25 protein-coding genes are annotated in these 23,872 nt (G+C 55.0%); 20 read left to right on the top strand and 5 right to left on the bottom strand.

The window, feature by feature from the left end; all coding sequences use genetic code 11:
• Positions 1–220 precede the first annotated feature (220 nt).
• The 8 genes from ulaA (at position 221) to malQ (ending at position 9,325) form a co-directional block, all read left to right on the top strand.
• Entirely contained in the window at positions 221–1,624 is a 1,404-nt protein-coding gene (gene ulaA / locus J1782_RS20075; protein ID WP_217153790.1) for a PTS ascorbate transporter subunit IIC, read from the top strand.
• A gap of 14 nt (positions 1,625–1,638) precedes the next feature.
• Positions 1,639–1,947, top strand: coding sequence for a PTS ascorbate transporter subunit IIB (ulaB, locus tag J1782_RS20070; RefSeq protein WP_101077503.1), 309 nt, complete (start codon positions 1,639–1,641; stop codon positions 1,945–1,947).
• A 10-nt stretch (positions 1,948–1,957) separates the two neighbouring features.
• On the top strand, positions 1,958–2,428 hold the full coding sequence (gene ulaC / locus J1782_RS20065) for a PTS ascorbate transporter subunit IIA (protein WP_217153789.1): 471 nt from the start codon (positions 1,958–1,960) through the stop codon (positions 2,426–2,428).
• A 25-nt stretch (positions 2,429–2,453) separates the two neighbouring features.
• Positions 2,454–3,110, top strand: coding sequence for a 3-keto-L-gulonate-6-phosphate decarboxylase UlaD (locus tag J1782_RS20060; protein ID WP_208950280.1), 657 nt, complete (start codon positions 2,454–2,456; stop codon positions 3,108–3,110).
• 10 nt (positions 3,111–3,120) lie between these two features.
• Complete coding sequence (locus tag J1782_RS20055; RefSeq protein ID WP_217153788.1) at positions 3,121–3,981, top strand: L-ribulose-5-phosphate 3-epimerase; 861 nt, start codon at positions 3,121–3,123, stop codon at positions 3,979–3,981.
• On the top strand, positions 3,978–4,667 hold the full coding sequence (locus tag J1782_RS20050) for an L-ribulose-5-phosphate 4-epimerase (protein WP_208950282.1): 690 nt from the start codon (positions 3,978–3,980) through the stop codon (positions 4,665–4,667). Before J1782_RS20055 ends, J1782_RS20050 begins: the two co-directional genes overlap by 4 nt.
• A gap of 153 nt (positions 4,668–4,820) precedes the next feature.
• Positions 4,821–7,235, top strand: a complete 2,415-nt coding sequence (gene malP, locus J1782_RS20045) for a maltodextrin phosphorylase (protein ID WP_208950283.1) — start codon at positions 4,821–4,823, stop codon at positions 7,233–7,235.
• Positions 7,236–7,243: 8 nt separating this feature from the next.
• Positions 7,244–9,325, top strand: coding sequence for a 4-alpha-glucanotransferase (malQ, locus tag J1782_RS20040; protein WP_165060962.1), 2,082 nt, complete (start codon positions 7,244–7,246; stop codon positions 9,323–9,325).
• A 66-nt stretch (positions 9,326–9,391) separates the two neighbouring features.
• Here malQ and nfuA read toward each other — a convergent pair whose 3' ends face one another.
• Both nfuA and gntX read right to left on the bottom strand, forming a co-directional pair.
• A complete protein-coding gene (gene nfuA, locus J1782_RS20035; protein ID WP_112288671.1) occupies positions 9,392–9,967 on the bottom strand; it encodes a Fe-S biogenesis protein NfuA in 576 nt (191 codons plus the stop codon).
• Between the two features lie 97 nt (positions 9,968–10,064).
• Complete coding sequence (gene gntX / locus J1782_RS20030; protein WP_152327550.1) at positions 10,065–10,754, bottom strand: DNA utilization protein GntX; 690 nt, start codon at positions 10,752–10,754, stop codon at positions 10,065–10,067.
• Positions 10,755–10,817: 63 nt separating this feature from the next.
• On the opposite strand from gntX, the gene bioH reads away from it, so the two are divergent.
• From bioH to J1782_RS19970, 12 genes are all read left to right on the top strand, one after another.
• Positions 10,818–11,588, top strand: coding sequence for a pimeloyl-ACP methyl ester esterase BioH (bioH, locus tag J1782_RS20025; RefSeq protein ID WP_217153787.1), 771 nt, complete (start codon positions 10,818–10,820; stop codon positions 11,586–11,588).
• A 229-nt stretch (positions 11,589–11,817) separates the two neighbouring features.
• Entirely contained in the window at positions 11,818–12,087 is a 270-nt protein-coding gene (locus J1782_RS20020; protein WP_112288668.1) for a YdgH/BhsA/McbA-like domain containing protein, read from the top strand.
• Positions 12,088–12,388: 301 nt separating this feature from the next.
• Positions 12,389–14,050 (top strand): malonate decarboxylase subunit alpha, encoded by a 1,662-nt coding sequence (gene mdcA, locus J1782_RS20015; RefSeq protein WP_152327548.1) that lies wholly within the window; start codon positions 12,389–12,391, stop codon positions 14,048–14,050.
• A 5-nt stretch (positions 14,051–14,055) separates the two neighbouring features.
• Positions 14,056–14,913 (top strand): triphosphoribosyl-dephospho-CoA synthase, encoded by an 858-nt coding sequence (locus tag J1782_RS20010; RefSeq protein WP_217153786.1) that lies wholly within the window; start codon positions 14,056–14,058, stop codon positions 14,911–14,913.
• A 44-nt stretch (positions 14,914–14,957) separates the two neighbouring features.
• The gene (locus tag J1782_RS20005) at positions 14,958–15,260 is read left to right on the top strand and encodes a malonate decarboxylase subunit delta (protein ID WP_152327546.1); all 303 of its coding nucleotides are present in this window, start codon (positions 14,958–14,960) and stop codon (positions 15,258–15,260) included.
• Complete coding sequence (locus J1782_RS20000; RefSeq protein ID WP_217153785.1) at positions 15,250–16,092, top strand: biotin-independent malonate decarboxylase subunit beta; 843 nt, start codon at positions 15,250–15,252, stop codon at positions 16,090–16,092. The genes J1782_RS20005 and J1782_RS20000 overlap by 11 nt, the downstream gene beginning before the upstream one ends.
• Positions 16,089–16,904 carry a biotin-independent malonate decarboxylase subunit gamma gene (gene mdcE, locus J1782_RS19995; protein ID WP_217153784.1) on the top strand — a complete coding sequence of 272 codons (816 nt, stop codon included), beginning with the start codon at positions 16,089–16,091 and terminating at the stop codon, positions 16,902–16,904. The genes J1782_RS20000 and mdcE overlap by 4 nt, the downstream gene beginning before the upstream one ends.
• A gap of 190 nt (positions 16,905–17,094) precedes the next feature.
• Positions 17,095–18,057 (top strand): AEC family transporter, encoded by a 963-nt coding sequence (locus tag J1782_RS19990; RefSeq protein WP_165060971.1) that lies wholly within the window; start codon positions 17,095–17,097, stop codon positions 18,055–18,057.
• Between the two features lie 16 nt (positions 18,058–18,073).
• Complete coding sequence (locus J1782_RS19985; RefSeq protein WP_165060973.1) at positions 18,074–18,700, top strand: malonate decarboxylase holo-ACP synthase; 627 nt, start codon at positions 18,074–18,076, stop codon at positions 18,698–18,700.
• Positions 18,701–18,727: 27 nt separating this feature from the next.
• Positions 18,728–19,663 carry a malonate decarboxylase subunit epsilon gene (gene mdcH, locus J1782_RS19980; RefSeq protein WP_217153783.1) on the top strand — a complete coding sequence of 312 codons (936 nt, stop codon included), beginning with the start codon at positions 18,728–18,730 and terminating at the stop codon, positions 19,661–19,663.
• Positions 19,664–19,763: 100 nt separating this feature from the next.
• Positions 19,764–20,003: a DUF4160 domain-containing protein gene (locus tag J1782_RS19975; protein ID WP_217153782.1), complete on the top strand. Its 240-nt coding sequence runs from the start codon at positions 19,764–19,766 to the stop codon at positions 20,001–20,003.
• The gene (locus J1782_RS19970) at positions 19,987–20,253 is read left to right on the top strand and encodes a DUF2442 domain-containing protein (RefSeq protein WP_217153781.1); all 267 of its coding nucleotides are present in this window, start codon (positions 19,987–19,989) and stop codon (positions 20,251–20,253) included. The genes J1782_RS19975 and J1782_RS19970 overlap by 17 nt, the downstream gene beginning before the upstream one ends.
• Here J1782_RS19970 and J1782_RS19965 read toward each other — a convergent pair.
• The 3 genes from J1782_RS19965 to feoB form a co-directional block, all read right to left on the bottom strand.
• A complete protein-coding gene (locus tag J1782_RS19965) occupies positions 20,233–21,153 on the bottom strand; it encodes a LysR family transcriptional regulator (protein WP_217153780.1) in 921 nt (306 codons plus the stop codon). The two genes, J1782_RS19970 and J1782_RS19965, sit on opposite strands and share 21 nt — an antisense overlap.
• A gap of 111 nt (positions 21,154–21,264) precedes the next feature.
• Entirely contained in the window at positions 21,265–21,501 is a 237-nt protein-coding gene (locus J1782_RS19960) for a FeoC-like transcriptional regulator (protein WP_152327538.1), read from the bottom strand.
• 8 nt (positions 21,502–21,509) lie between these two features.
• Positions 21,510–23,828 carry a Fe(2+) transporter permease subunit FeoB gene (gene feoB / locus J1782_RS19955; RefSeq protein WP_217153779.1) on the bottom strand — a complete coding sequence of 773 codons (2,319 nt, stop codon included), beginning with the start codon at positions 23,826–23,828 and terminating at the stop codon, positions 21,510–21,512.
• Positions 23,829–23,872: the final 44 nt, after the last annotated feature.

Here is a 23,872-nt window from a genome sequence, read left to right as displayed (position 1 = left end):
TAATAAAATAATCTATTTATTTATTTGATAAATATAATAAATATGAGTTTATCTGTTTGTGCGTGAAAAAGAGGGATGACGATATCTTGCGAGACCGCTCACAAATAATCATTGTGAATCTTTATCTGATTCAATGTGAGCATTAGAGTTCGTCTGTCCCTCACTTTTACGTGCAGAGTCCTGCGCTGAAGAGATCAAACAAGGTCAGACGGAGAGTTATATGGAATTCCTCTACACCCTCTTTACCGTTTTTTTTAATCAGGTAATGACCAACGCGCCGTTATTGCTGGGGCTTGTAACTATGCTCGGTTACATCCTGCTCAGAAAGAGCGCGACGGTTATCATCAAAGGCACCATCAAAACCATCATCGGTTTTATGTTACTGCAGGCGGGATCCGGCATTTTGACGGGCACATTTAAACCTGTGGTGGCCAAACTTTCTGAAGTCTACGGAATTAACGGTGCTATTTCAGATACCTATGCCTCAATGATGGCAACGGTCGAACGCATGGGCGATGCCTACAGCTGGGTCGGCTACGCGGTGCTTATCGCGCTCGCACTGAACATCCTGATGGTGGTTTTCCGCCGCATTACCGGCATCCGCACCATCATGCTGACGGGCCACATCATGTTCCAGCAGGCGGGTCTGATCGCCGTCTTCTTCTACATCATCGGCTGGCCGATGTGGACCACCATCTGGTCGACGGCGATTTTGGTTTCGCTGTACTGGGGGATCACCTCCAATATGATGTACAAACCGACGCAGTCCGTAACGGAAAACAGTGGTTTTTCTATCGGGCACCAGCAGCAGTTTGCGTCATGGATTGCTTACAAAATCGCACCGTATCTCGGTAAGAAAGAGGACAGTGTTGAAGACCTCAAACTGCCCGGCTGGCTGAATATTTTCCACGACAATATCGTTTCCACCGCCATCATGATGACCGTGTTCTTCGGCATTATCCTCTGCTCGTTCGGTCTTGATACGTTGCAGAAAATGGCCGGTAAAACCCACTGGACAATTTACATCCTGCAAACCGGCCTGATGTTTGCGGTTGCCATTTTCATCATTATTCAGGGCGTGCGTATGTTCGTCGCTGAACTGACGGAAGCCTTTAACGGGATTTCCCAACGCTTAATTCCTGGTGCTGTTCTGGCGATCGACTGTGCGGCGATTTACAGCTTCGCGCCAAACGCTGTGGTCTGGGGCTTTATGTGGGGCACCATCGGCCAGCTGATTGCCGTCGCCATTCTGTTTGGCGTGGGTTCTTCCATCATGATTATTCCCGGTTTTATCCCGATGTTCTTCTCCAACGCCACCATCGGCGTATTCGCGAACCACTTCGGTGGCTGGCGTGCCGCGCTGAAAATTTGTCTGGTGATGGGGATGATCGAAATCTTCGGCTGCGTCTGGGCCATCAAACTGACCGGCCTCAGCGCCTGGATGGGCATGGCCGACTGGTCAATTCTGGCACCGCCAATGATGCAGGGATTCTTTAGCGTTGGCATGGCCTTCATGGGCGTTATTGCCGTAATCGCGGTGCTGTATATGTTCTTCGCCGGTCGCACGCTTCGCGCCGAAGAAGATGCCGAAAAACAAGCTCTTAATGAGTCCACTACTCACTAATTAACGAGGTTCCCATGACAGTACGAATTCTGGCAGTTTGCGGTTGCGGGCAAGGCAGTTCGATGATCATGAAGATGAAAATCGGGCAGTTTCTGACACAGGAAGGCGTGGAGCACACCATGAACAGCTGCGCGGTCGGTGAGTACAAATCTGAGCTGAGCGGCGCGGACATTATTGTCGCGTCCACGCACGTCGCCGACGAAATCACCGTCAGCGGCAACAAATACGTCGTCGGTGTACGCAACATGCTCTCGGCGGCGGATTTCGGACCGAAAGTGATGGAAGTCATTAATGCTCACTTCCCAACGTCGCTGAAAAAGTAAGGAGCGTGCAATGAAACTGCGAGATTCGCTGGCCGAGAATAATTCGATTTGTCTGAACGCGGAGGCAGAAACCTGGCAGGAAGCGGTCAAAATTGGCGTCGATATGCTGGTGGACGCCGGTGTGGTTGAGCCGCGTTATTACCAGGCCATTCTGGATGGCGTTAAAAAGTTCGGACCCTATTTCGTCATAGCGCCGGGACTGGCGATGCCGCATGGCCGCCCGGAAGAAGGCGTCCTGAAAACCGGTTTTGCGCTGGTGACCCTGAAAAAGCCGCTGGTGTTCACCCATGAAGATAACGATCCGGTGGATATCTTGATCACGCTGGCTGCTGTGGATGCCAGCGCGCATCAGGAAGTCGGCATCATGCAGGTGGTGAACCTGTTTGAAGATGAAGCCAATTTTGACCGCCTGCGCGCCTGCACCACCGCGCAGCAGGTACTGGATTTGATCGACCAGACTTCCGCCACGGCGGTTAACTAATTCGTTAGCAGAGAAGGAATTCATTATGTCTCATTCATTACCGATGTTGCAGGTGGCGCTGGATAACCAGTCGATGGACGATGCTTACAAAACCACGCGTCTTATCGCCAGCGAAGTCGACATTATCGAAGTCGGCACTATTTTGTGTGTCGCAGAAGGCGTGCGTGCGGTGCGTGATCTGAAAGCGCTGTATCCGGAGAAAATCGTGCTGGCCGATGCCAAAATTGCTGATGCCGGGAAAATTCTCTCGCGCATGTGTTTTCAAGCCAACGCCGACTGGGTCACCGTGATTTGCTGCGCCGATATCAACACCACCAAAGGTGCGCTGGAAGTAGCAAAAGAATTTGGCGGTGACGTTCAGATTGAACTGACCGGTTACTGGAGGTGGGAACAGGCGCAGGAATGGCATGACGCCGGTATCCGGCAGGTGGTTTATCACCGCAGCCGTGACGCACAGGCTGCCGGTGTGGCGTGGAGCGATGCCGATATTACGGCGATCAAACGTCTTTCCGATATGGGCTTTAAAGTCACGATCACCGGCGGTCTGGCGCTGGAAGATTTGCCGCTGTTCAAAGACATTCCGGTACACGTTTTCATTGCCGGGCGCAGTATCCGTGACGCGAAAGACCCGGCAGACGCGGCGCGTCAGTTCAAAAAATCCATCAGCCAGCTCTGGGGTTAAGGAAAATCGCATGATGCACAAAGCCGTTCTACTCGGTATCTATGAAAAAGCTTTGCCTGCGGGTGAAGACTGGCTGATGCGCCTGACGCTGGCGAAAGAACTGGGTTTTGATTTCGTCGAAATGTCGGTGGATGAAACCGATCACCGGCTGGCGCGGCTTGACTGGTCACGCGGGCAGAGACTGAACGTAGTGGATGCGATTTCGCGCACGGGCATCCGCATTCCGTCGATGTGCCTGAGCGCGCACCGGCGTTTTCCGCTGGGCTCTGAAGACGATGAAACCCGTAATCAGGGGCTGGAAATCATGCGTAAAGCCATCGTGCTGGCGCAGGATTTAGGCATCCGTGTCATTCAGCTCGCCGGTTATGACGTCTATTACCAGCAGGCCAACGATCATACCCGTGAGCGTTTCCGTGCCGGTTTGCAGGAATCGGTCGAAATGGCCAGCCGGGCGCAGGTCACGCTGGCGATGGAAATCATGGATTACCCGCTGATGAATTCAATCAGCAAAGCATTGGGCTATACGCATTACCTGAATAACCCGTGGTTCCAGCTGTATCCGGACATCGGCAATTTATCCGCCTGGGACAACGACGTGCAGATGGAACTGGCAAGCGGTGCCGGACATATCGTCGCTGTGCATATTAAAGATACGCAGCCGGGCGTATTCAAAAATGTACCGTTCGGCAGCGGCGTCGTGGAATTTGAGCGCTGCTTCGAAACGCTACAGAAAAGCGGCTATCGCGGGCCTTATCTCATCGAAATGTGGAGTGAAACCGCCGCCGATCCGATGCAGGAAGTGCGCAACGCGCGCGCCTGGGTCGTCGATAAAATGCAGAAAGCCGGGCTGAATATGGAGGAAGCAGTATGACGGATGTACTGAAACAACGCGTATTTGAAGCCAATATGGCGCTGCCTGCGTACGGTCTGGTGACCTTTACGTGGGGCAACGTCAGCGGCATCGACCGCAAGCGCGGGCTGGTGGTCATCAAACCGAGTGGTGTGGAATACGAAAAAATGCAGGCCAGCGATATGGTGGTCGTGAATTTGCGCGGTGAAGTGGTGGAAGGGCGCTACAGACCGTCATCGGATACCGCCACGCATCTTGAACTTTACGCCCGTTTCCCTGAACTCGGCGGCATCGTGCACACCCATTCGACCCATGCGACGTCGTGGGCGCAGGCTGGCGTTGCGATCCCCGCGTTAGGTACCACGCATGCGGATTATTTTGCCGGTGAGATCTCCTGTACGCGGCCTTTGTCGCGCCATGAAGTGAACGGAGAATACGAACTGGAAACGGGCAAAGTGATCGCCGCTGCGCTGACGGGCATTGATCCGCTGCATATGCCGGGCATTCTGGTCGCCCAGCATGGCCCGTTCTGCTGGGGAGCCACGCCGGAACAGGCGGTTCACAACGCCGTGGTGCTGGAAGAAGTCGCCAAAATGGCGTGGATCACTGGTTCAATCCGGCGCAACCAGACCCCGATGGATGATTACCTTATGCAAAAACATTTCAGCCGAAAACACGGGCCGGATGCCTATTACGGGCAAAAATAAAAATGGCCTTAAAAAGTTTTAGAAACAAACGGCAGTGAGCATTTTTTCGACATAGGGTTTATACATAAGTGTATTGGGATCACACTTTTTACCGCAATCAGGCTTTTTCTCACGGAAACATTCCGTCCCCACTGACAGAAAAGAGACTGCCCTATGTCGAAAATCACGCTCAAGCAGGATGTTTTTTTGGCGGCGCTAACCCGCCAGTGGCAAGCATTTGGACTTACTTCAGCCAGGGACATGACCCGGCATCAATGGTGGCACGCAGTCAGCGCCGCAGTCGCTGAACAGCTTCCTCCGCAAAATGAATCCGTGAGCAGGAAAAGTAAAAAGATCACCCGCCACGTTAACTACATCTCGATGGAGTTTCTGGTCGGGCGGCTGACCGGTAATAACCTGATTAATCTCGGCTGGTACGAAAAAATTGCCAGCGCACTTGAGCAGTTTGATATCAACCTGACAGACCTGCTTGAAGAAGAAATCGATCCGGCGCTCGGTAACGGCGGGCTCGGGCGTCTGGCGGCCTGTTATCTCGATGCGATGGCGTCGGTCGGGCAACCGGGCACCGGTTATGGCCTGAACTATCAGTACGGTTTATTCCGTCAGCGCTTTGTTGATGGCAAACAAAAAGAGTCGCCGGATGACTGGCACCGCAGTGAATATCCGTGGTTCCGCCATAACAGTTCGCTGGCGGTGAATGTTGGCATTGGCGGGAAAATCGTAAAGAACGATCAGGGAGTTTCCCGCTGGGAACCCGAATTTACGCTGCGCGGCGAAGCCTGGGATTTACCGGTTATGGGGTATCGCAACGGAATTACGCAGCCGCTGCGTTTATGGGAAGCCACGCATCCGCATCCGTTTGATCTGGAGAAGTTTAATGACGGCGAGTTCCTGAAAGCGGAACAGCAGGGCATCGAAGCTGCCAAACTCACCAAAGTGCTCTATCCGAATGACAACCATCAGGCCGGTAAACGCCTGCGCCTGATGCAGCAGTATTTTCAGTGCGCCTGCTCGGTGGCCGATATCCTGCGGCGTCATCATTTCCTGGGCCGCAAAATCAGCGAGCTGCCGGATTATGAAGTCATCCAGCTTAATGATACGCACCCGACCATCGCCATTCCTGAAATGCTGCGCGTATTGCTCGACGAGCATCAGCTGAGCTGGAACGATGCCTGGCACATCACCAGCCGCACGTTTGCGTATACCAACCACACGTTAATGCCGGAAGCGCTGGAAACCTGGGACGAAAGTCTGGTGCGCAGCCTGTTGCCGCGACATTTCCAAATCATCAAACAAATCAACACCAACTTCAAAAAACTGGTCAGTAAAACCTGGCCGGGCGATGAAGCGGTTTGGGCGAAACTGGCCGTACATCACGACAAACAGGTAAGGATGGCGAATCTCTGCGTGGTGGCCGGTTTTGCAGTAAACGGGGTGGCGGCGCTGCATTCGGATCTGGTGGTGAAAGATTTGTTCCCGGAATATCATCAGCTGTGGCCGCAAAAATTCCACAACGTGACTAATGGCATCACGCCGCGCCGCTGGCTGAAACAGTGTAATCCGGCGCTTTCCGCGCTGATTGATGAACGCCTGAAAACGGATTCCTGGGTGAATAATCTGGATCTGCTGAAAGGTCTGGAAGACGGCGTAAAAGACAAAAAATTCTGCAAGCAGTACCGCAAAATCAAGCATGACAACAAAGTGCGGTTGGCGGAATACGTCTGGCAGCGCATGGGGATCCGCCTCAATCCTGACGCCATTTTCGATGTGCAGATAAAACGCCTGCACGAGTACAAACGTCAGCATCTGAATCTGCTGCACATTCTCTCCTTGTACCGGCAGCTCCGCGATAATCCGAAGCTCGACATGGTGCCGCGCGTTTTCCTGTTCGGTGCTAAAGCCGCGCCCGGTTATTACCTCGCCAAAAATATTATCTATGCGATCAATCAGGTCGCGGAGAAGATCAACAACGATCCGATCGTCGCCGATCGTATCAAAGTCGTGTTCATCCCGGATTATTGCGTGTCGGTAGCGGAACTGATGATCCCGGCGGCGGACGTTTCCGAGCAGATTTCTACTGCCGGTAAAGAAGCGTCGGGCACCGGCAATATGAAGCTGGCGCTTAACGGCGCGCTGACTGTCGGCACGCTGGACGGCGCGAATGTCGAAATTGCCGAGCAGGTGGGCGAAGACAATATTTTCATCTTTGGCCTGACCGTTGATGAAGTAAAAGCTGAGCTGAAGAAAGGCTATAAGCCGAAAGCCGTGGTGAAAAAAGACAAACATCTCAAGGCGATTCTCGACGAACTGGCCAGCGGTTTTTATGCCAACGGCGATAAAAAGGCTTTCGATCTGATGCTCAACAGCCTGCTCGATGGCGGCGATCCCTATCTGGTTCTGGCGGATTTTGCTCAGTATTGCGAAGCGCAAAAACAGGTCGATAAATTGTACCGTAACGCTGACGAATGGACGCGCCGCACTCTGCTTAACACCGCGCGCGTCGGGATGTTCAGCGCAGACCGTTCAATCCGCGATTATCAGCAGCGCATCTGGCAGGCAAAACGTTAGGAGCAGGCATGGAGGATAAGCAACTTGTTGAGGCAGCGCGCCGGGCAGGTATTTTAGACAGCTTTATCAATATGTCGGATGAAGTAGAAACGGTGTCCAACGAAACGAGGGCATCGCTGCTGGCGGCCATGGGGCGTGATCCGGAAGATGTGCCCGAGGTAACGCCTTTGCCTGCGGTAAAAGTGTTTACGGAAGGCAAAAAAGTGCTGCTAACCCCGGAGGGCTGCGGCGCATTTTGCTGGCAGTTCACGCTTGAAAACGGCGACCAGACCGAAGGAACCGTTGAGGTTGGCAAGGTTCTGAATCTCAGCGCCGGATTGCCCACGGGTTACCATCAACTGACGTTATCGCAAAACGGTAGAATCTGGCCGTGCCGGATTATTGTTGTGCCGCCACGCTGTTATGAGCCGCCCGCGCTGCTGGCAGGTAAAAAACTGTGGGGTGCGACGGTTCAGTTGTACACGCTGCGGTCGGAAAATAACTGGGGCGTCGGCGATTTTGGCGATCTGAAAAAAATGGTGGAAGAAGTTGGCCAGCGCGGCGGCGCGTTCGTCGGGCTGAACCCGATACACGCGTTGTATCCGGCCAATCCTCTCAGCGCCAGCCCGTACAGCCCGTCGTCACGCCGCTGGCTGAATCTGGCGTACATCGACGTGAATGCGGTGGAAGAATTTATCGCCAGCGATTTGGCGCAAAGCTGGTGGCATTCCATCGAGACGCGAGATGCGTTGTTGCAGGCGCGCAGCACCGAGTTTGTCGATTATCCGCTGGTGATGCGGTTGAAATTAAATGCGCTGAAACTGGCGTGGCCGCTCTTTGGCGAACAGCCGGAAGCCAGCCAGCGCAAGCGGGATTTCCGTCGTTTTGTGTTGCTGGGCGGCGAAAGTTTGCGCCAGCAGGCGCTGTTCGATGCGCTGCATGTTCATCTGCGGGATTTAGATCTGGGATTGTGGGGCTGGCCGGTATGGCCCGATGCTTATCGTGACGCCAAAGGGGCGGATGTGGCGGAATTCAGCCAGCATTATGCCGGTGAAATTGAGTTCTACCAGTGGCTGCAATGGCTGGCACATACGCAATTTTCTGTGTGTTATCAGCGCAGCGTGGAGCTGGATATGCCGCTGGGTTTATACCGTGATCTGGCGGTTGGCGTGGCGGAAGGTGGTGCGGAAACCTGGTCAGATCCGTCGTTGTATTGTCTGAATGCGACGATTGGCGCGCCGCCGGATATTCTGGGGCCGCAGGGGCAAAACTGGGGGCTTCCACCCATTGATCCTCATGAAATGAAAGCCCGTGCCTATCAGCCATTTATCGATTTGCTGCGCGCGAATATGGCGGAGTGCGGGGCGCTGCGTATCGATCACGTGATGGGGTTACTGCGTTTATGGTGGATACCGGCGGATCAGGAGGCGGGGAATGGCGCGTATGTCCGTTATCCGCTGGAAGATTTACTCGGTGTGCTGGCGCTGGAAAGTCAGCGGCACCAGTGCATGGTGATTGGTGAAGATCTGGGGACCGTGCCGAAAGAAATTGTCGCCAGCCTGCGCGACAGCGGCGTGTATTCCTACAAAGTACTGTATTTCGAGCACGATAAACACTTCGTCTATCGACCGCCGGAAGATTACGTTTCGCAGGCGATGGCGACAGTGACCACGCATGATCTGCCGACGTTGCGCGGCTACTGGGAAGGCGGAGATTTAACGCTCGGTGCGTCGCTGGGTGTTTATCCGGACCCGCAGGTGCTGGAGAAATTGCGCGGGGAGCGCGAGCACAGTAAGCAGGGTTTGCTGGACGCGTTGCACCGGACAGGATGCGTGCCGAAAGCGACCAGCAAAACCGCAGCAGGCATGCCGATGACGTCGGTGCTTAACCGCGGTCTGCAACGTTATCTGGCTGACAGCGCCAGTGCGCTGCTCGGGCTGCAACCGGAAGACTGGCTGGATATGTCGACGCCAGTTAACGTGCCCGGCACGAATACTGAATATCCCAACTGGCGGCGAAAACTGACGCACACGCTGGAAGCGTTGTTCAGCGATGAGCACATTAATCTGCTGCTGGCGGATTTGGACCGCCGACGCAAAGGTACTTCTTAATCCGCAACCATAAAAAAAGCACCCAACGGAAGGGTGCTTTTTACATTCTGTCTGATCAACGGTTAATCAGTAGAAAGAGTGCTCGCCGCGCTGGTGTTCGGTCAGATCGCGAACGCCTTTCAGTTCCGGGAAGTTTTGCAGCAGCTCTTTCTCGATGCCGTCTTTCAGGGTGACATCAATCATAGAGCAACCGTTACAACCGCCGCCGAACTGGAGAACTGCGATGCCGTCGTCGGTGATTTCCATCAGGGAAACACGACCGCCGTGGCTGGCCAGCTGCGGGTTAATCTGCGACTGCAACTGATATTCAACACGTTCCATCAGAGGCGCATCGTCAGACACTTTACGCATTTTAGCGTTAGGCGCTTTCAGCGTCAGCTGGGAACCCAACTGATCGGTGACGAAGTCGATCACCGCATCCTGCAAATAAGGCGCGCTTAATTCATCGACGAAAGCAGACAGTTTCTCGAACTTCAGTTCGGTATCCGTCGCTTCTACGGCGTCAGGCGGGCAATAGGAGACACCGCATTCTGCGGTCGGCGTACCGGGATTGATCACGAATACGCGGATTTGGGTGCCTTCTTCCTGGCTTGCCAGCAATTTGGCAAAGTGCTCTTGGGCAGCATCGGTAATAAGGATCATAACATTCGCTCAATAGTTGACTACTCTAGTTGGTTATAATACGCCCTTTGCTTTTACCCGTCACCCTTCCCGTTGCCAGAGTGTTAGCAGCACGTGCTCATGTCTGTAATGTCCGGCAGATACACGCGATTTGCACTGAAGCAACTCCCTGATTAATGAGCATTTTACTGATTTCCCGCACCGTGCTGCCGGTGGTCACCACATCATCAAGCAGCATCACGTTTTTACCGCGCAAATCGGCATGGCAGGTAAAGGCTTTACGCAGATTCCACTTTCTTTCCCGCTCGCTCAGGCTTTGCTGCGGCACGGTGCGCCGGTCGCGGCTCAGGGCGTACGGGCGATATTCGCAGTGCAGCCAGCGGGCCAGCGGCCGGGCGAGCAATTCACTCTGATTGTAGCCTCTGGAGAAATAACGTTTCTGATGCAGCGGTACGCTGAGGAGGATATCCGGACGCGGCAGATTACCGGACCGCCAGCGCGGCAGCCAGCGCAGCAGAAACAGGCGCGCGAGCGTGGTGTCCAGCTCAGGTAGGTTGGCGAATTTGAGCCGGAGCACCAGCCCGCTGACCGGCGGTTCATACGGGCTCGCGAAAACCAGTGCGTCCCACGGCGGCGGTTTCAGCAGGCAGCGGCCGCAATCGAGATTACCTCCGGTGCCGGGTAATCCACAGCGCGGGCAGCAGGGCGGTGCGGCGGGCAAATGTCTGAGGCACAGACTGCAAATGCCCTGTATCGCCAGATGGAGCGGACACTGACATAGCCAACAGCGGCTGGCAATTGTTAGCATAGCGGCGGGTTCCTTGTGCCATTTTTATGGATTGAACAATCAGACTGACACGGACAATACGCTATGAATACGCTTTACCGGGAGACAATCGGCGAAGGAGATCGCCATCTTGTGCTGCTTCACGGATGGGGACTGAACGCCGGGGTCTGGTGTTACACGGCGGAGCGACTTGCGCCGCATTTTTGTCTGCACCTGATCGACCTGCCGGGCTATGGCCGCAGTGAAGGTTTTGGGGCGCTGACGCTGGAAGAAATGGCTGATTTGGTACTGTCTGCCATGCCGCAAAAGGCTTCGCTGGTGGGCTGGTCGCTGGGCGGACTGGTCGCCAGCCAGATTGCGCTGAGCGCGCCGCAGCGCGTGGAAAAACTGATTACCGTGGCGTCTTCGCCCTGCTTTACCGCACACGAAGACTGGCCGGGTATCCGCCCCGATGTGTTGCAGGGTTTTCAGCATCAGCTTAGTGAAGATTTTCAGCGTACGGTCGAGCGTTTTCTGGCGTTGCAGACCCTCGGCAGCAACAGCGCCCGTCAGGATGCCCGTTTGCTGAAATCAATTGTTTTGAATCTGCCAATGCCGCCCGCAGAAGTGCTCAACGGTGGGCTGGAGATTTTACGTACAGCCGATTTACGTGAGTCAGTGACGACGCTGACCTTGCCGGTACTGCGTATTTACGGCGCGCTCGACGGGCTGGTGCCGAGAAAAATCGTGCCGTTACTGGATGCTTTACTGCCTGATTCTCACTCGGAAATCATTGAAAAAGCAGCCCATGCGCCGTTTATCTCGCACCCGGATGCTTTTTGTGAAATTGTCGAACGCTTTCTGATTGCAAACTGAAAACCAATGTAAAAATATTTGTCAAAATTCTGGCTAATTCCCAAGGGTGACTAATACTTAAGCCGATAGATGCCGGAGGTGAGAGGGGGAAATTTTCCATCGCCCGTTTGTGTCTCTGGGGAGAAATCTGGTGGTTGACCAGGAAGGTTCGTGCCAGCACAGATTCACCTGCCGTTCATATCTTGACTGCTTTCTTTCAAAACTATTCATCCAATTTAGAGGTAATGTCATGAAATCAAATAAAATTATTATTGCAGCCGTTCTGGCAGGTTTGTTCTCTGTGAACGCAATGGCCGCAGAGATGATCACCAAAGAAGAAGCTAAAGATAAGGGTTACACCAGCCTGGGCGTGGTAACAACCAGCAATGAATACACTGCGCCAATGGATGCTAAAGATGAGCTGTCCAAACTGGCTGATGAAAAAGGCGGGAAATATTACGTCGTGATCGCCGCGCAGGAGAAAAAGAAAATCACTGCGACCGCAGAAGTTTTCAAATAATCTTCTTATCTGCAAAAAAGGGATGCCATGCGCATCCCTTTTTTTCACCTGTTTTTGAGGGATACCTCTCATTCTTTGTTTTGTATCAAACTGTTTTTAAAGAATTCCCTTCAATCGTTACTCTCAGAGTAACGAAGTGTCAGCGCCCTTAATTGATGGTTATCTCACCGCTTCCTACACTTAACACGCTAATTAAACAGGTCAAATGTGATGCAACCGCCACTTGACTGAACTTCCCACCGTCCTCTTTGTTTCATCACGTCGGGAAATCTTCAGCAAGCTCAACCCAGGGAGGTTTGGCATGCCGCAACATCCGCAGACCACGAAAGTGTGGGACACCCGCCGCAGCGAAAAACAACGGCGTATCGACAGTGTCCGTTCCGTGGCCGAGGGTAAAGTTTTACCCACTGATAAAATTATTCCTGTCCTTGAAACGCTGATTGCCTCCGGTGACCGCGTGGTGATGGAAGGTAACAACCAAAAACAAGCTGACTTTCTTTCCCGTTCACTGGCAAAAGTGAACCCTGAAAAGCTGCATGACTTACATATGATCATGCCGAGCGTCAGCCGTGCTGAACATCTGGATCTCTTCGAACGCGGCATCGCCCGCAAGCTCGATTTCGCTTTCTCCGGCCCGCAAAGCCTGCGTATCGCGCAACTGCTTGAAGATGGTCAGATGGAAATCGGCGCGATCCATACGTACATCGAACTGTATTCTCGTCTTTACGTCGATCTGGTGCCAAACATCGCCCTGATCGCCGGCTTTAAAGCAGACCGCAAAGGTAACCTTTATACCGGCGCAAGCACCGAAGATACGCCAGCGCTGGTCGAAGCCGCGGCCTTTAAAAACGGTATCGTCATTGCGCAGGTCAACGAACTGGTAGATGAAGAAACCGACCTGCCGCGCGTTGATATTCCGGGCGACTGGATCGATTTCGTGGTCGTCGCCGATAAGCCGTTCTTCATCGAACCGCTTTTCACCCGCGACCCGCGTCTGATTAAACCGGTCCACGTACTGATGGCGATGATGGCGATCAAAGGCATTTACGCCAAACACAACGTGCAGTCGCTGAACCACGGTATCGGGTTTAACACCGCGGCTATCGAACTACTGCTGCCGACTTACGGCGAACAGCTCGGCCTGCGCGGCAAAATCTGTAAACACTGGACGCTTAACCCGCATCCGACGCTGATCCCGGCTATTGAAAGCGGCTGGGTCGACACCGTTCACTGCTTCGGTGGCGAACTCGGGATGGAAGAGTATATCCGCGCCCGTCCGGACGTATTCTTCACCGGCTCTGACGGTTCCATGCGTTCCAACCGTGCTTTCTGCCAGCTGGCAGGCCAGTACGCGGTCGATATGTTCATCGGTTCAACGTTGCAGGTCGATGGTCTGGCGAACTCGTCCACCGTCACCCGCGGTCGTCTGGCCGGTTTCGGTGGCGCACCGAACATGGGCCATGACCCGCACGGTCGTCGTCACTCTACGCCAGCCTGGCTCGACATGATTGAAGAGCCGGATCCGATGGCGCGCGGTAAAAAACTGGTCGTACAGATGGTGGAAACCTTCCAGGCCGGTGGCAAGCCGACGTTCGTTGAAAAACTCGAAGCGGTCGAAGTGGGTAAAGAATCCGGAATGCCGCTGGCACCAGTGATGATTTACGGCGACGACGTGACGCACGTGCTGACCGAAGAGGGGATCGCCTATCTGTACCGCGCCCGTTCTCTGGAAGAGCGCCGGGCGATGGTCGCTGCGGTTGCCGGTATCACTGACATTGGTCTGGGCGTTGACGCCAAACGCGTCGCCGACCTGCGCCGTCAGGAACTGGTGGTCTTCCCGGAAGACATGGGGATTCGCCGCACCGACGCCACCCGCTCTTTACTGGCGGCTGGCAGCGTAAGCGAACTGGTCGACTGGTCCGGCGGTTTGTATAACCCGCCCGCCAAATTCCGTAGCTGGTAATCACGATGCCGCAAACTTTAACGATTGGCGCTGTACTGACAGCGGAAGAACTGGCCGAAAGGCTGGCAGAAACGGCGACGCAGGCGCTGATCGACGAAGCGCGGCTTAGCCCGAAACCGGGGCTGGTCGACAGCCGGAGTTCCGGCGCACATCAGGATTTAACGTTGGACCTGATGGTGCGTTCGGCGCGCAGCCTGACATCCACTTTCTATTTGCTGGCCTTACACAGCTGGCAGCGCCCGGCGGATATCGCCCTGCGTCAGGAAGTGGGCCGTTTAGGTCGTGCCGGTGAAGCACAGATGATGGCCGAAACCGGCGGAGTGAATACTCACCGGGGCGCTATCTGGGCGATGGGGTTGCTGGTCAGCGCCGTCGCCATGCAGCCGGAAGCTTTGCTGCCGCAAACTATTGCGCAGCGCGCTGCGAAAATTGCGGCGTTACCCGACGCTTTCAGCCCGAAAAAATTCAGTAAAGGTTCGCACGCCGTGCAGCGTTATCAGGTGCCGGGTGCCCGTGAAGAAGCACAAAGTGGTTTTCCGCACATTATTGAGCGGGCGCTGCCGCAGCTCCATCACAGCCGGACACGCGGTGCGGGCGAAAGCGAAGCACAGGTCGATGCCTTACTGGCGGTGATGACCACGCTTGCCGATACCTGCGTGCTGTCACGCGGCGGTTTGCCGGCGCTCAAAGCCATGCATCAGGGCGCGAGGGCGGTGCTGGCAGCCGGTGGCACCGGCACGATGGCAGGTAAACAACGGCTGCGCCATCTGGAACAGCGGATGCTGGCCGATAACACGTCGCCCGGCGGTGCCGCTGATTTACTGGCCGCGACGCTGTTCCTCGACCGCGTCAGCGTGGCCTGACTGAACCGGATACGAATTAACTAACATCAGTACAAAGAGGTGTTATGGAACGTTTTGAATTTAACTACCCGGCGGCAAAAGTGCTGCCAGGCCGCGCCGAAGCTGGCGTGGTGGGTTCCGGCGATTTAGAAGCGCTGTATGAACCAAAAGCAGCAACTGAGCTGAAAATTATTGTCACAACCTCCGTCGATGGCAGCCACAGCCTGTGGCAGCACTTTTTCGACCGTCTGAACGCACTGCGTGAATTACCGGCAGGCCGTCTGGACATTAATGATTTTGGCGCCACACCAGGGGTTGCCCGTCTGCGTATCGAACAGGTCTTTGAGGAGGCTGAAAATGCCAACTGATACTGATCAGAGCTTTATCGAACTGAGCGCCCGTCAGCGCGCCCGCAAACTGCTGGACGCCGGGACTTTCCGCGAACTGCTCGGGCCGTTCGAACGCGTGATGTCTCCGTGGCTGGAACCGCAGGGCATTGTTCCGCAGGCCGACGACGGCATGGTGGTGGCGAAGGGCCAGATTAACGGTCAGCCCGCGGTGGTGGTCGCCATTGAAGGGAGTTTCCAGGGCGGCAGCATGGGCGAAGTGTCCGGTGCCAAAATGGCCGCTGCGCTGGAACTGGCCGCAGAAGATAACCGCAACGGCATTCCGACGCAGGCGGTTCTGCTGCTCGAGACCGGCGGTGTGCGTTTACAGGAAGCCAATCTGGGGCTGGCGGCGATCGCGGATATTCACGCTGCAATTGTCGATTTACGCCGCTATACGCCGGTGATTGGCGTGGTGGCCGGTACCGTCGGTTGCTTTGGCGGGATGTCGATTGCCGCTGCGCTGTGTAGTTATCTGATTGTGACCCGCGAAGCCCGTCTGGGTCTGAACGGTCCGCAGGTTATCGAGCAGGAAGCCGGTATCGATGAATACGATTCCCGCGACCGTCCGTTTATCTGGAGCATGACCGGTGGCGAAGTGCGCTATCACAGCGGCTTTGTCGATGCGCTGGTGAAAGATTCTCTCGCTGAGGTGAAATCCAGCGTGCTGGGCTTCATCAAAAAAGGCGTTCCGGCCACACATCGTTCTGATAATTATAATTATTACCTGCCAAAACTGACCGGTTTTGACACCGCGCAGCAGGCCAGCCGTGAAGTGACGGAAGCCCTGTTTAACCGGGAGGATCGCGCATGAGCACTTTCAATAACAACGTCGTCAGCCGGGGTGATTACTGGTTTGCCGAACTGACCAAAGAGGCTACTCCGGTCAGCGGTCTTTGCCCTTCGGTGAAAGCCGCCGATGGCAAACTCAACGATCAGGCTGTCCGTTTCATTACGGTCGTGCCGGATAAAAATAATCAGTATCCGCGCGCAGCGGGCGGTGAAGTCGGTCTGCTGGAAGGCTGGACGCTGGCAAAAGTCGTTAACGACGCCATTGCCGCTGATGCGAACTCCGACACCAAACGCGCCATCGTGGCAGTGATTGATGTGCCAAGTCAGGCTTATGGCCGTCGCGAAGAAGCGTTTGGTATTCATCAGGCGCTGGCCGGTGCCGCAGGCGCTTACGCCAAAGCCCGTCTGGCCGGACATCCGGTGGTCGGTCTGATTGTGGGTAAAGCGATGTCTGGTGCGTTTCTGGCGCACGGTTATCAGGCCAACAAGCTGATCGCCTTCAAAAACAACGGCGTCATGATCCATGCGATGGGGAAAGAATCCGCCGCACGCATCACGTTACGCTCTGTGGATGCGCTGGAAAAACTGGCCGCAACCATCCCGCCGATGGCTTATGACATCGAAAACTACGCCACTCTGGGGCTGCTGTCGCAATTACTCGACATCGCAAACCCGGACAGTGCCACGCCCGACGACATCACCAGCGTACAAAACGCTGTCTGGCAGAACATCCAGGACGCCCGCAAAGAAGGCGTTAGCCTCAGCAACCGTCTGGGTGCAGAAAACCGCGCAAGTTCGCAGCGCGTTCGCCAGCTGATGCGTCAGGAATGGTAATTCATTAACAAAACTTTCAGTCTCAACCGGTAACGCACCTGCAAACAGCGTGACGCAGCCGCATTGCGGGTTCCGCCCTGACATTTTGGTCAGGGCGAGGATCTGCTGTTGTCTGCAACTGGACTGTCATACTTAAAAAAACATCGCACCGGCGCCGACTGAGCATTCAATTTGCCTCAGGAAAAACGCTATGACTTACGTAATATTGCACGCGCTTGCCCCTATTTTCGTCATCATGATCCTCGGTTTTTATGCCGGGAAAGCGAAAATGGTGGATAACCAGAACGTCTCTTTACTGAATATATTTGTGATGGATTTTGCTTTACCCGCTGCGTTGTTTGCAGCGACCGTACAAACGCCGTGGTCCGGCATTGTCGAACAGTCACCGCTAATTCTGGTGCTGGTGCTGGCGATGTGGATCACCTATGCGGCGATTTATTTTGTGTGCACCAAAGTGTTCAAGAAATCTCCGCAGGATGCTGCTGTCCTGACGCTGACCGTCGCACTGCCAAACTATGCGGCGCTCGGTTTGCCTATCCTGAGCAGCGTGATGGGCGACGCGCCGTCAACGTCACTTTCTGTCGCGGTCTCTATTGCCTGCGGTTCCGTGCTGATGACACCGTTCTGCCTGCTGATTCTGGAACGTGAAAAAGCGCGTCTGAGCGGCGAAAATCAGGGTTCATCTCTGGCACTGTTGCCGGTTCTGATGTGGCGTTCAGTGAAGAAACCGATCGTCTGGGCACCGCTTCTGGGTGTGATTCTGGCGGCATTTGGCATTAAAATGCCGGAAATCTTCCTGGCATCAATCAAACCGCTGGGCCTGTCAGCGACCGCGTCTGCGCTGTTCCTGACCGGTGTTATCCTGTCAGCCCGTAAACTGAAAATTAACGGTCCGGTGTTGTTGTCCTGCGTCGCGAAAAACCTGGTTCAGCCGTTTATCGCCTGGGGTCTGGTTCTGGCGTTCGGCCTGAGTGGTCAGGTGGCGGTGACCGCAATCCTGATGATTGCGCTGTCTGCCGGTTTCTTCGGTATCGTGTTCGGCAATCGTTTCGGCGTTCAGTCTCCGGATGCAGAAGCTTCACTGCTGATCAGTTCCGTGTTGTGTATCGTGACATTGCCGCTGTTTATTTCCCTGACAGCCGCGCTTCACTAAGCATAAAGGAGTGAATATGTGTGACCCGCGTGCCCATGATTTTGTCTGGATAAGCGACCGTTCAGCGCTGCAAAACGACGACACGTTACCCGCGTGGGTAAACACCGGCTGGCGCACGTCGCTGCCGCTGGTGGTGCGTCGTGATATGCGTGCTGATGGTGCTGTTCCGGTGGGTATTCGCGGCATGACACGTATTCAGCGCGCCGCCGCCTGGGTTGACCCGGCGGCGGTGGTCCGGGTCGTCACGCCCGAATCGCTGGTCAGCGACGTTAACGTTTTACTGCATTCGCCGTTTGTTTCACAGCAACCGGTGCAGGCGCTGATCACGTTAAGCAGCCTGAAACTTCCTTTCCCGTGGGGCGTGACCGGCAGCTGTGCCTACGCGCTGGTCAGTGATCTGCCGGTGATGCACGCCGGCAGCGATCTGGATTTGCTGGTGCGTTGCGACACACCGGTGGACGCCTCCCGGTTCTCTGATTTTTTCGACCAGCTTCAGCGGCTGCCTTGCCGCGCCGATGTCCAGATTAATACACCTCAGGGTGGATTTGCCCTCAGCGAATGGCTGCGGGGTGGCGAGGTGATGCTGAAAACAGCATCAGGCCCGCGACGGGTGCGTGACCCGTGGCAACTGTCAGCCGACTGAACCCGGCCAAAAGAAGCAAGGAGCACGATGAAGATCCTATTTACCTTCCCCGGACAGGGGCCGCAGGTGCCGCAAATGCTGCACTGTTTGCCGGATAGTTCGCTCACGCATTCCCTCATTGAACAGGCCAGCAATGCGCTTGCCGAAGATGTTCTGCTGCTCGATACCGCAGAGGCTTTACGTTCCACCCGCGCCGTACAACTGTGTTTGCTGATTGCCGGTGTGGTCTGGGCGAAGCAGTGTCAGGCCGAAGGTATTGAGGCAGATTTTTGCAGCGGACTGTCGATTGGCGCATTCCCCGCCGCGGTGATTGCCGGTGCGCTCGGTTTTGAGGATGCCGTCCGGCTGGTCGCTCTGCGCGGTGAACTGATGCAGCAGGCTTATCCGCAGGGCTTTGGCCTTTCCGCCATTACCGGTTTGCAGCAAAGCCAGATTGAAGCGCTGGTAGCGCAGGTCAACAGCGCCGAATCCCCGGTATATCTCGCCAATATCAATGCCGAAGACCAGCTGGTGATTGCTGGTCGTGACGACGCAATGGCGCAGGTTATGCAGCTCGCCAAAGGGCTCGGCGCGCAGAAAACCCATCAGCTGGCAGTCAGCGTGCCGTCGCATTGTGCGCTGCTGGAGGAACCGGCGGCTAAGCTGGTCGAGGCGTTTAAAGAGATTCATATTTCCCGCCCGACCTGCGGTTATCTCAGCGGAACGACCGGGCGCGTGTACTGGCAGCCGGAAAAAATTGCCGACGATCTGGCGATGAATATGGCGCGTACCGTGAACTGGCGTGATGCCATGGTTGCGGCTTATCAGCGCGATGTGCGGCTGGCGATTGAAATGCCGCCGGGCGCAGTGCTGACGGGCCTCACCCGACGCGCGATGGAGCAGGGCGAGGCGCTGTCTTTGTGCCAGTCAGGGATGCATGTTGCGGGACGTCTCGCAGCGCGGCTGCGCGAAAACGAACGGTAGAAATGGTTGTGATAGGTTGGTGGTACTGCGGAATAGAAACCTTTCCTGAGTGAAAGGTTTTACGTTTTTACCCAACCGTTTACACAGGGAAGTCAGTAACATGCCAGTGATTTTGCGCTTTAAAAATTATCGTTTTTTCTTTTACTCCAATGAAGGAAACCCCGCTGAACCTCACCATATTCATGTAAGATCCGGTCACAAAGAAGCCAAACTATGGCTTGTGCCTGTGGCTATGTGTCGTCAGAGAGGTTTTTCTTCCAGAGAAGTCAGAGAAATCATTGCGTTAACAAACATTTATCAGACTGTATTTCAAGGAGCATGGAATGAGTATTTCGCCTAAAAGTGTTCGGTTCGATGAGAGTACGATGTGGGTCACTCTTGAAGATGGGCAAGTCCTTGAGGTGTCGCTGACAAAGTTCCCGATCCTGCTCAATGCGACAACTGCGCAGCGTAATGCCTGCGAAACCAGTGCTTATGGTCTGCATTGGGATGCTTTGGATGAAGATATTTCTATTGAGGGCTTAATGATGGGAAAGCCGGTGTCTAAACCGGCTGTCCACTCGCATGCGTCAGCGCTTTCTGCTCGCTAGCGCGTACATCCGGCTTTCAGCGGCGAGGGCGAGAAGATTAGGATCGTGCTCGCGGCTGTGCGGGAAGACCAGCGAAATGGTCTGACGCATCTGATAGGCTTCAGCCAGCGGCAGGAGTTTCACCGTATTTTCATACACACCTTTCATTCTGCCGGGAATGAGCGTGTAGCCAACACCCGCCTGTACCAGACTCAGCATCGAAAAAATATCGTTTACCCGTGTGACAATGTCCGGCTCAAAACCGGCGACCTGAAAGGCTTCCTGAAAGCCGTGGTAAGTGGCGAATCCTTCGGCCAGGGAAACGAATTTTTTCTGCTTAAAATCGCGCAAATCAGCCGTGCCTTCGCAGGCCAGTTCTGCGCTGGCAGGGGCGGCGAGGAAAATATCGTCCTGAAACAACGGTAGCTGATCGTAGCGCTGGGCATCCACGCTCGAATCACTGGTCGAAATCAGAATGGCATCCAGCTGACCGTCTTCCAGCTTGTGCAGTAAATCACTGTTAGAGCCCATCACCAGTTCCAGTTCAAGCTCCGGTCTGCGCAGTTTCAGCCCCATGATCAGGCGCGGAATGGTTTCAAGCGTCAGCGAATACAGCGTGCCGACTTTCAGACGTTTATCGCCAAAACCCGCGGCGCGCTGCGTGGCCTGAATGCCGTGTTCCATCTGCTCAATCACCTGCGTGGCATGTTCCAGTAACGCTTCGGCGGCGGGCAGCGGCAGCAGATTACGTCCGCGATGGATAAACAACGGGCAGCGCAAACCTTCCTCCAGAGAATGCAGGGCGCGATGCACACTGACGCTGCTCAGGCCGAGTTGTTCGGCTGCGCGGGTGATGTTCTGCTTTTCCATGTAAGCGAGGAAAATTTCAAGTTTACGGAAGGTGATTTCACTGTCGATCATGCAGGCTCCTGCGGCGCTTTGATGGCCGTTGTGGCCTGCCGATGATAACTGAATAGCCGCAGCGCGACTATTCAGTAAGGGCGAAAGCCCGGTGTCAGAGGACGACGTGTCTTAATTAATGAGCGTATAGGAAACCGTCAGGCATTTTTTGCCGTCGGCGCAGCTTTTACAACTGCCGCTCAGACAGCTGTCATCGGCTTCGATGGCTTCCGCTTTTCGCATCGCCACCAACCGTTCGAGCATGGCCTGCACCAGCGGCCGCGGCGCGTTGAGTAGCTGGCTAAGCTGGCGGGCATCTGCCCGGCCAGCCAGTGCGAGAGAATCACGAACCTCAATCAGCGTAGTCATCGTATCTCCTAGTGGCAGTCGTTGCCGGTCGCCGGTTCGCAACAGGCCGCAACATTACGCGGCTGCAAATGAACGCTGACACGGCTGCGAGCTTTGCGCAGGCAGGTAAGAACGATAGCGTTAAACAGCAAAACGATAAGTATAACGCCCGAACTGTACGCCGGATGGTTGCTGAAAGTAGCCACCTGATAGAACAGGGTCGCCAGGGAATACGCCACGTTCAGTCCCCAGAAGATGGAGAACGTCATCCAGCTGCGGCTGGTTTCGCGGGCAATCGCGCCCATGACCGACACGCAAGGTACGTACAGCAGCACGAAAATCAGATAGCTGTAAGCCGAAATGGCGGTACCAAATTTTGTGCTCATCACGCCCATCGAACTGACGCCCATTTCTCCATCGCCTTTACTGGCTTCGATCGGGTTAGAAAGCACGCTGACGCTGAACGTGTCTTTCAGGCCCTGCCACGTTTGTTCTACGGCACCCCCGAGTTCAGCGAGCAGATGGAAGTTTGCTGCGTCGAATTCCTCATTGTGGATATGTTCTGCGGTGTACAGCGTATTGAGCGTACCGACGACCACTTCTTTCGCCATCGCGCCGGTCACCAGGCCAACCGTCGCCTGCCAGTTATCGGCGTGCACGCCCATCGGTGCCAGCACCGGCGTCAGCACTTTACTGACCGAAGCCAGTGCGGAGTCATTGATGTTATCCACCGCCTGACCGCTGAAAGAGAAGCTGTTTAGTGCGCCGATAAAAATACTCGCAATCACAATGACTTTACCGGCGCGCAGCACGAAACCTTTCAGACGCTGCCAGGTTTGCAGTAACAGACTTTTCAGATGGGGAACGTGATACACCGGCAGTTCCATGACAAACGGCGACGCTTCACCGCGCATGATGGTGTATTTGAGCAGCAGGCCGGTGAGGATGGCGACGACAATACCCAGCAGATACAGTGAGAACACGACGGACGCGCCGTCCTGCCCGAAGAACGCCGCGGAGAACACGGCGAAAATTGCCAGTCGTGCGCCACAGGACATAAACGGCGCCATCATGACGGTGATCAGACGTTCGCGGGGCGCATCCAGCGTACGGGCACCCATAATGGACGGCACGTTACAGCCGAAACCGACAATCAGCGGCACGAAAGATTTACCTGGCAGGCCAAGCGACTGCATCAGGCGGTCCATCACAAACGCTGCGCGGGCCATATAACCGGAGTCTTCAAGGAAGGAAAGGAACAGATACATCATGCCGATTTGCGGCACCAGCGGGAGCACGGTGTTGATACCACCACCGACGCCCTGAGCAAGGAAAATGGTCAGCCACTGCGGGAAGTGCAGGGTGAAGCCCACCCATTGCATCCCCTGAATGAAAATTGCTGCGGAGCCGATGTCGAAAATCGGTTGCAACGCGCCGCCGATATTAATCGCCAGCACGAACATCAGGTACATCACCAGCAGGAAGATGGGGACACCGAGGAAACGGTTGAGGATCACGCGATCCAACACCTGCGTCAGTTTGTTGGGCGCGGTGAGGTGCGAGTTACTGACGTCCGCGCACAGCGACGCAATGCTCTGATAGCGCGCGTCGGCAATCAGCAGCGCCGGATCTTCCAGCTTTTGCTCCGTCAGACGGGCTTTCACCTGCGGCAATAATCCCTGTGCATTACCTGCGTGCGTCTGGCTGTAAATATCCCCTTCGAGGATTTGCAAAGCCAGCCAGCGACGCTGTTGCAGCGCCATGTCCTGCGGCATTTCTGCGGCCAGCACGTCCACTTCCTGTTGCAGCACCGGATGATATTTCACGCGTTCAAGCTTTACCACTTGCGGCAATGCGTCGATGGCGGCTTTCAGTTCTTTGATACCACTGGCGCGGGTAGAAACCAAAGCAATAACCGGACAGCCAAGGCGTGCAGACAGCGCCGGGATATCAATATTGATGTTCTGGATTTTGGCGATGTCGAGCATGTTCAGTGCGACGATGCAGGGCACACCCAGCTCGAGAAGTTGCAGTGTCAGGTATAAATTGCGCTCAAGGTTTGAGGCATCCACGACGTTAATCATCAGATCTGCGTCGCCGCTCAGAATGTAATGGCAGGCAATTTGCTCATCGAGCGAGGTTTGTTCGGAAATGGTGGTCAGCGAATAGGTACCGGGCAAATCGACCAGCGTAATCTGGTGATCTGCGGTGGCGAACTGGCCTTCTTTACGTTCGACGGTGACACCAGCCCAGTTCCCGACACGCTGGCGTGAACCGGTTAACTGGTTGAAAAGAGTCGTTTTACCTGAGTTTGGATTTCCAATCAGGCCAATAGTCAGTGCTTTCATACGTTCAGATCTACGTGTGAGAAAGGGAAAAAACGCGGAAAACC

This window comes from Rahnella sp. BCC 1045, assembly GCF_019049615.1.
Classification (GTDB): Bacteria; Pseudomonadota; Gammaproteobacteria; order Enterobacterales; family Enterobacteriaceae; genus Rahnella; species Rahnella contaminans.
This window is presented reverse-complemented; position numbering and strand designations above follow the sequence as displayed.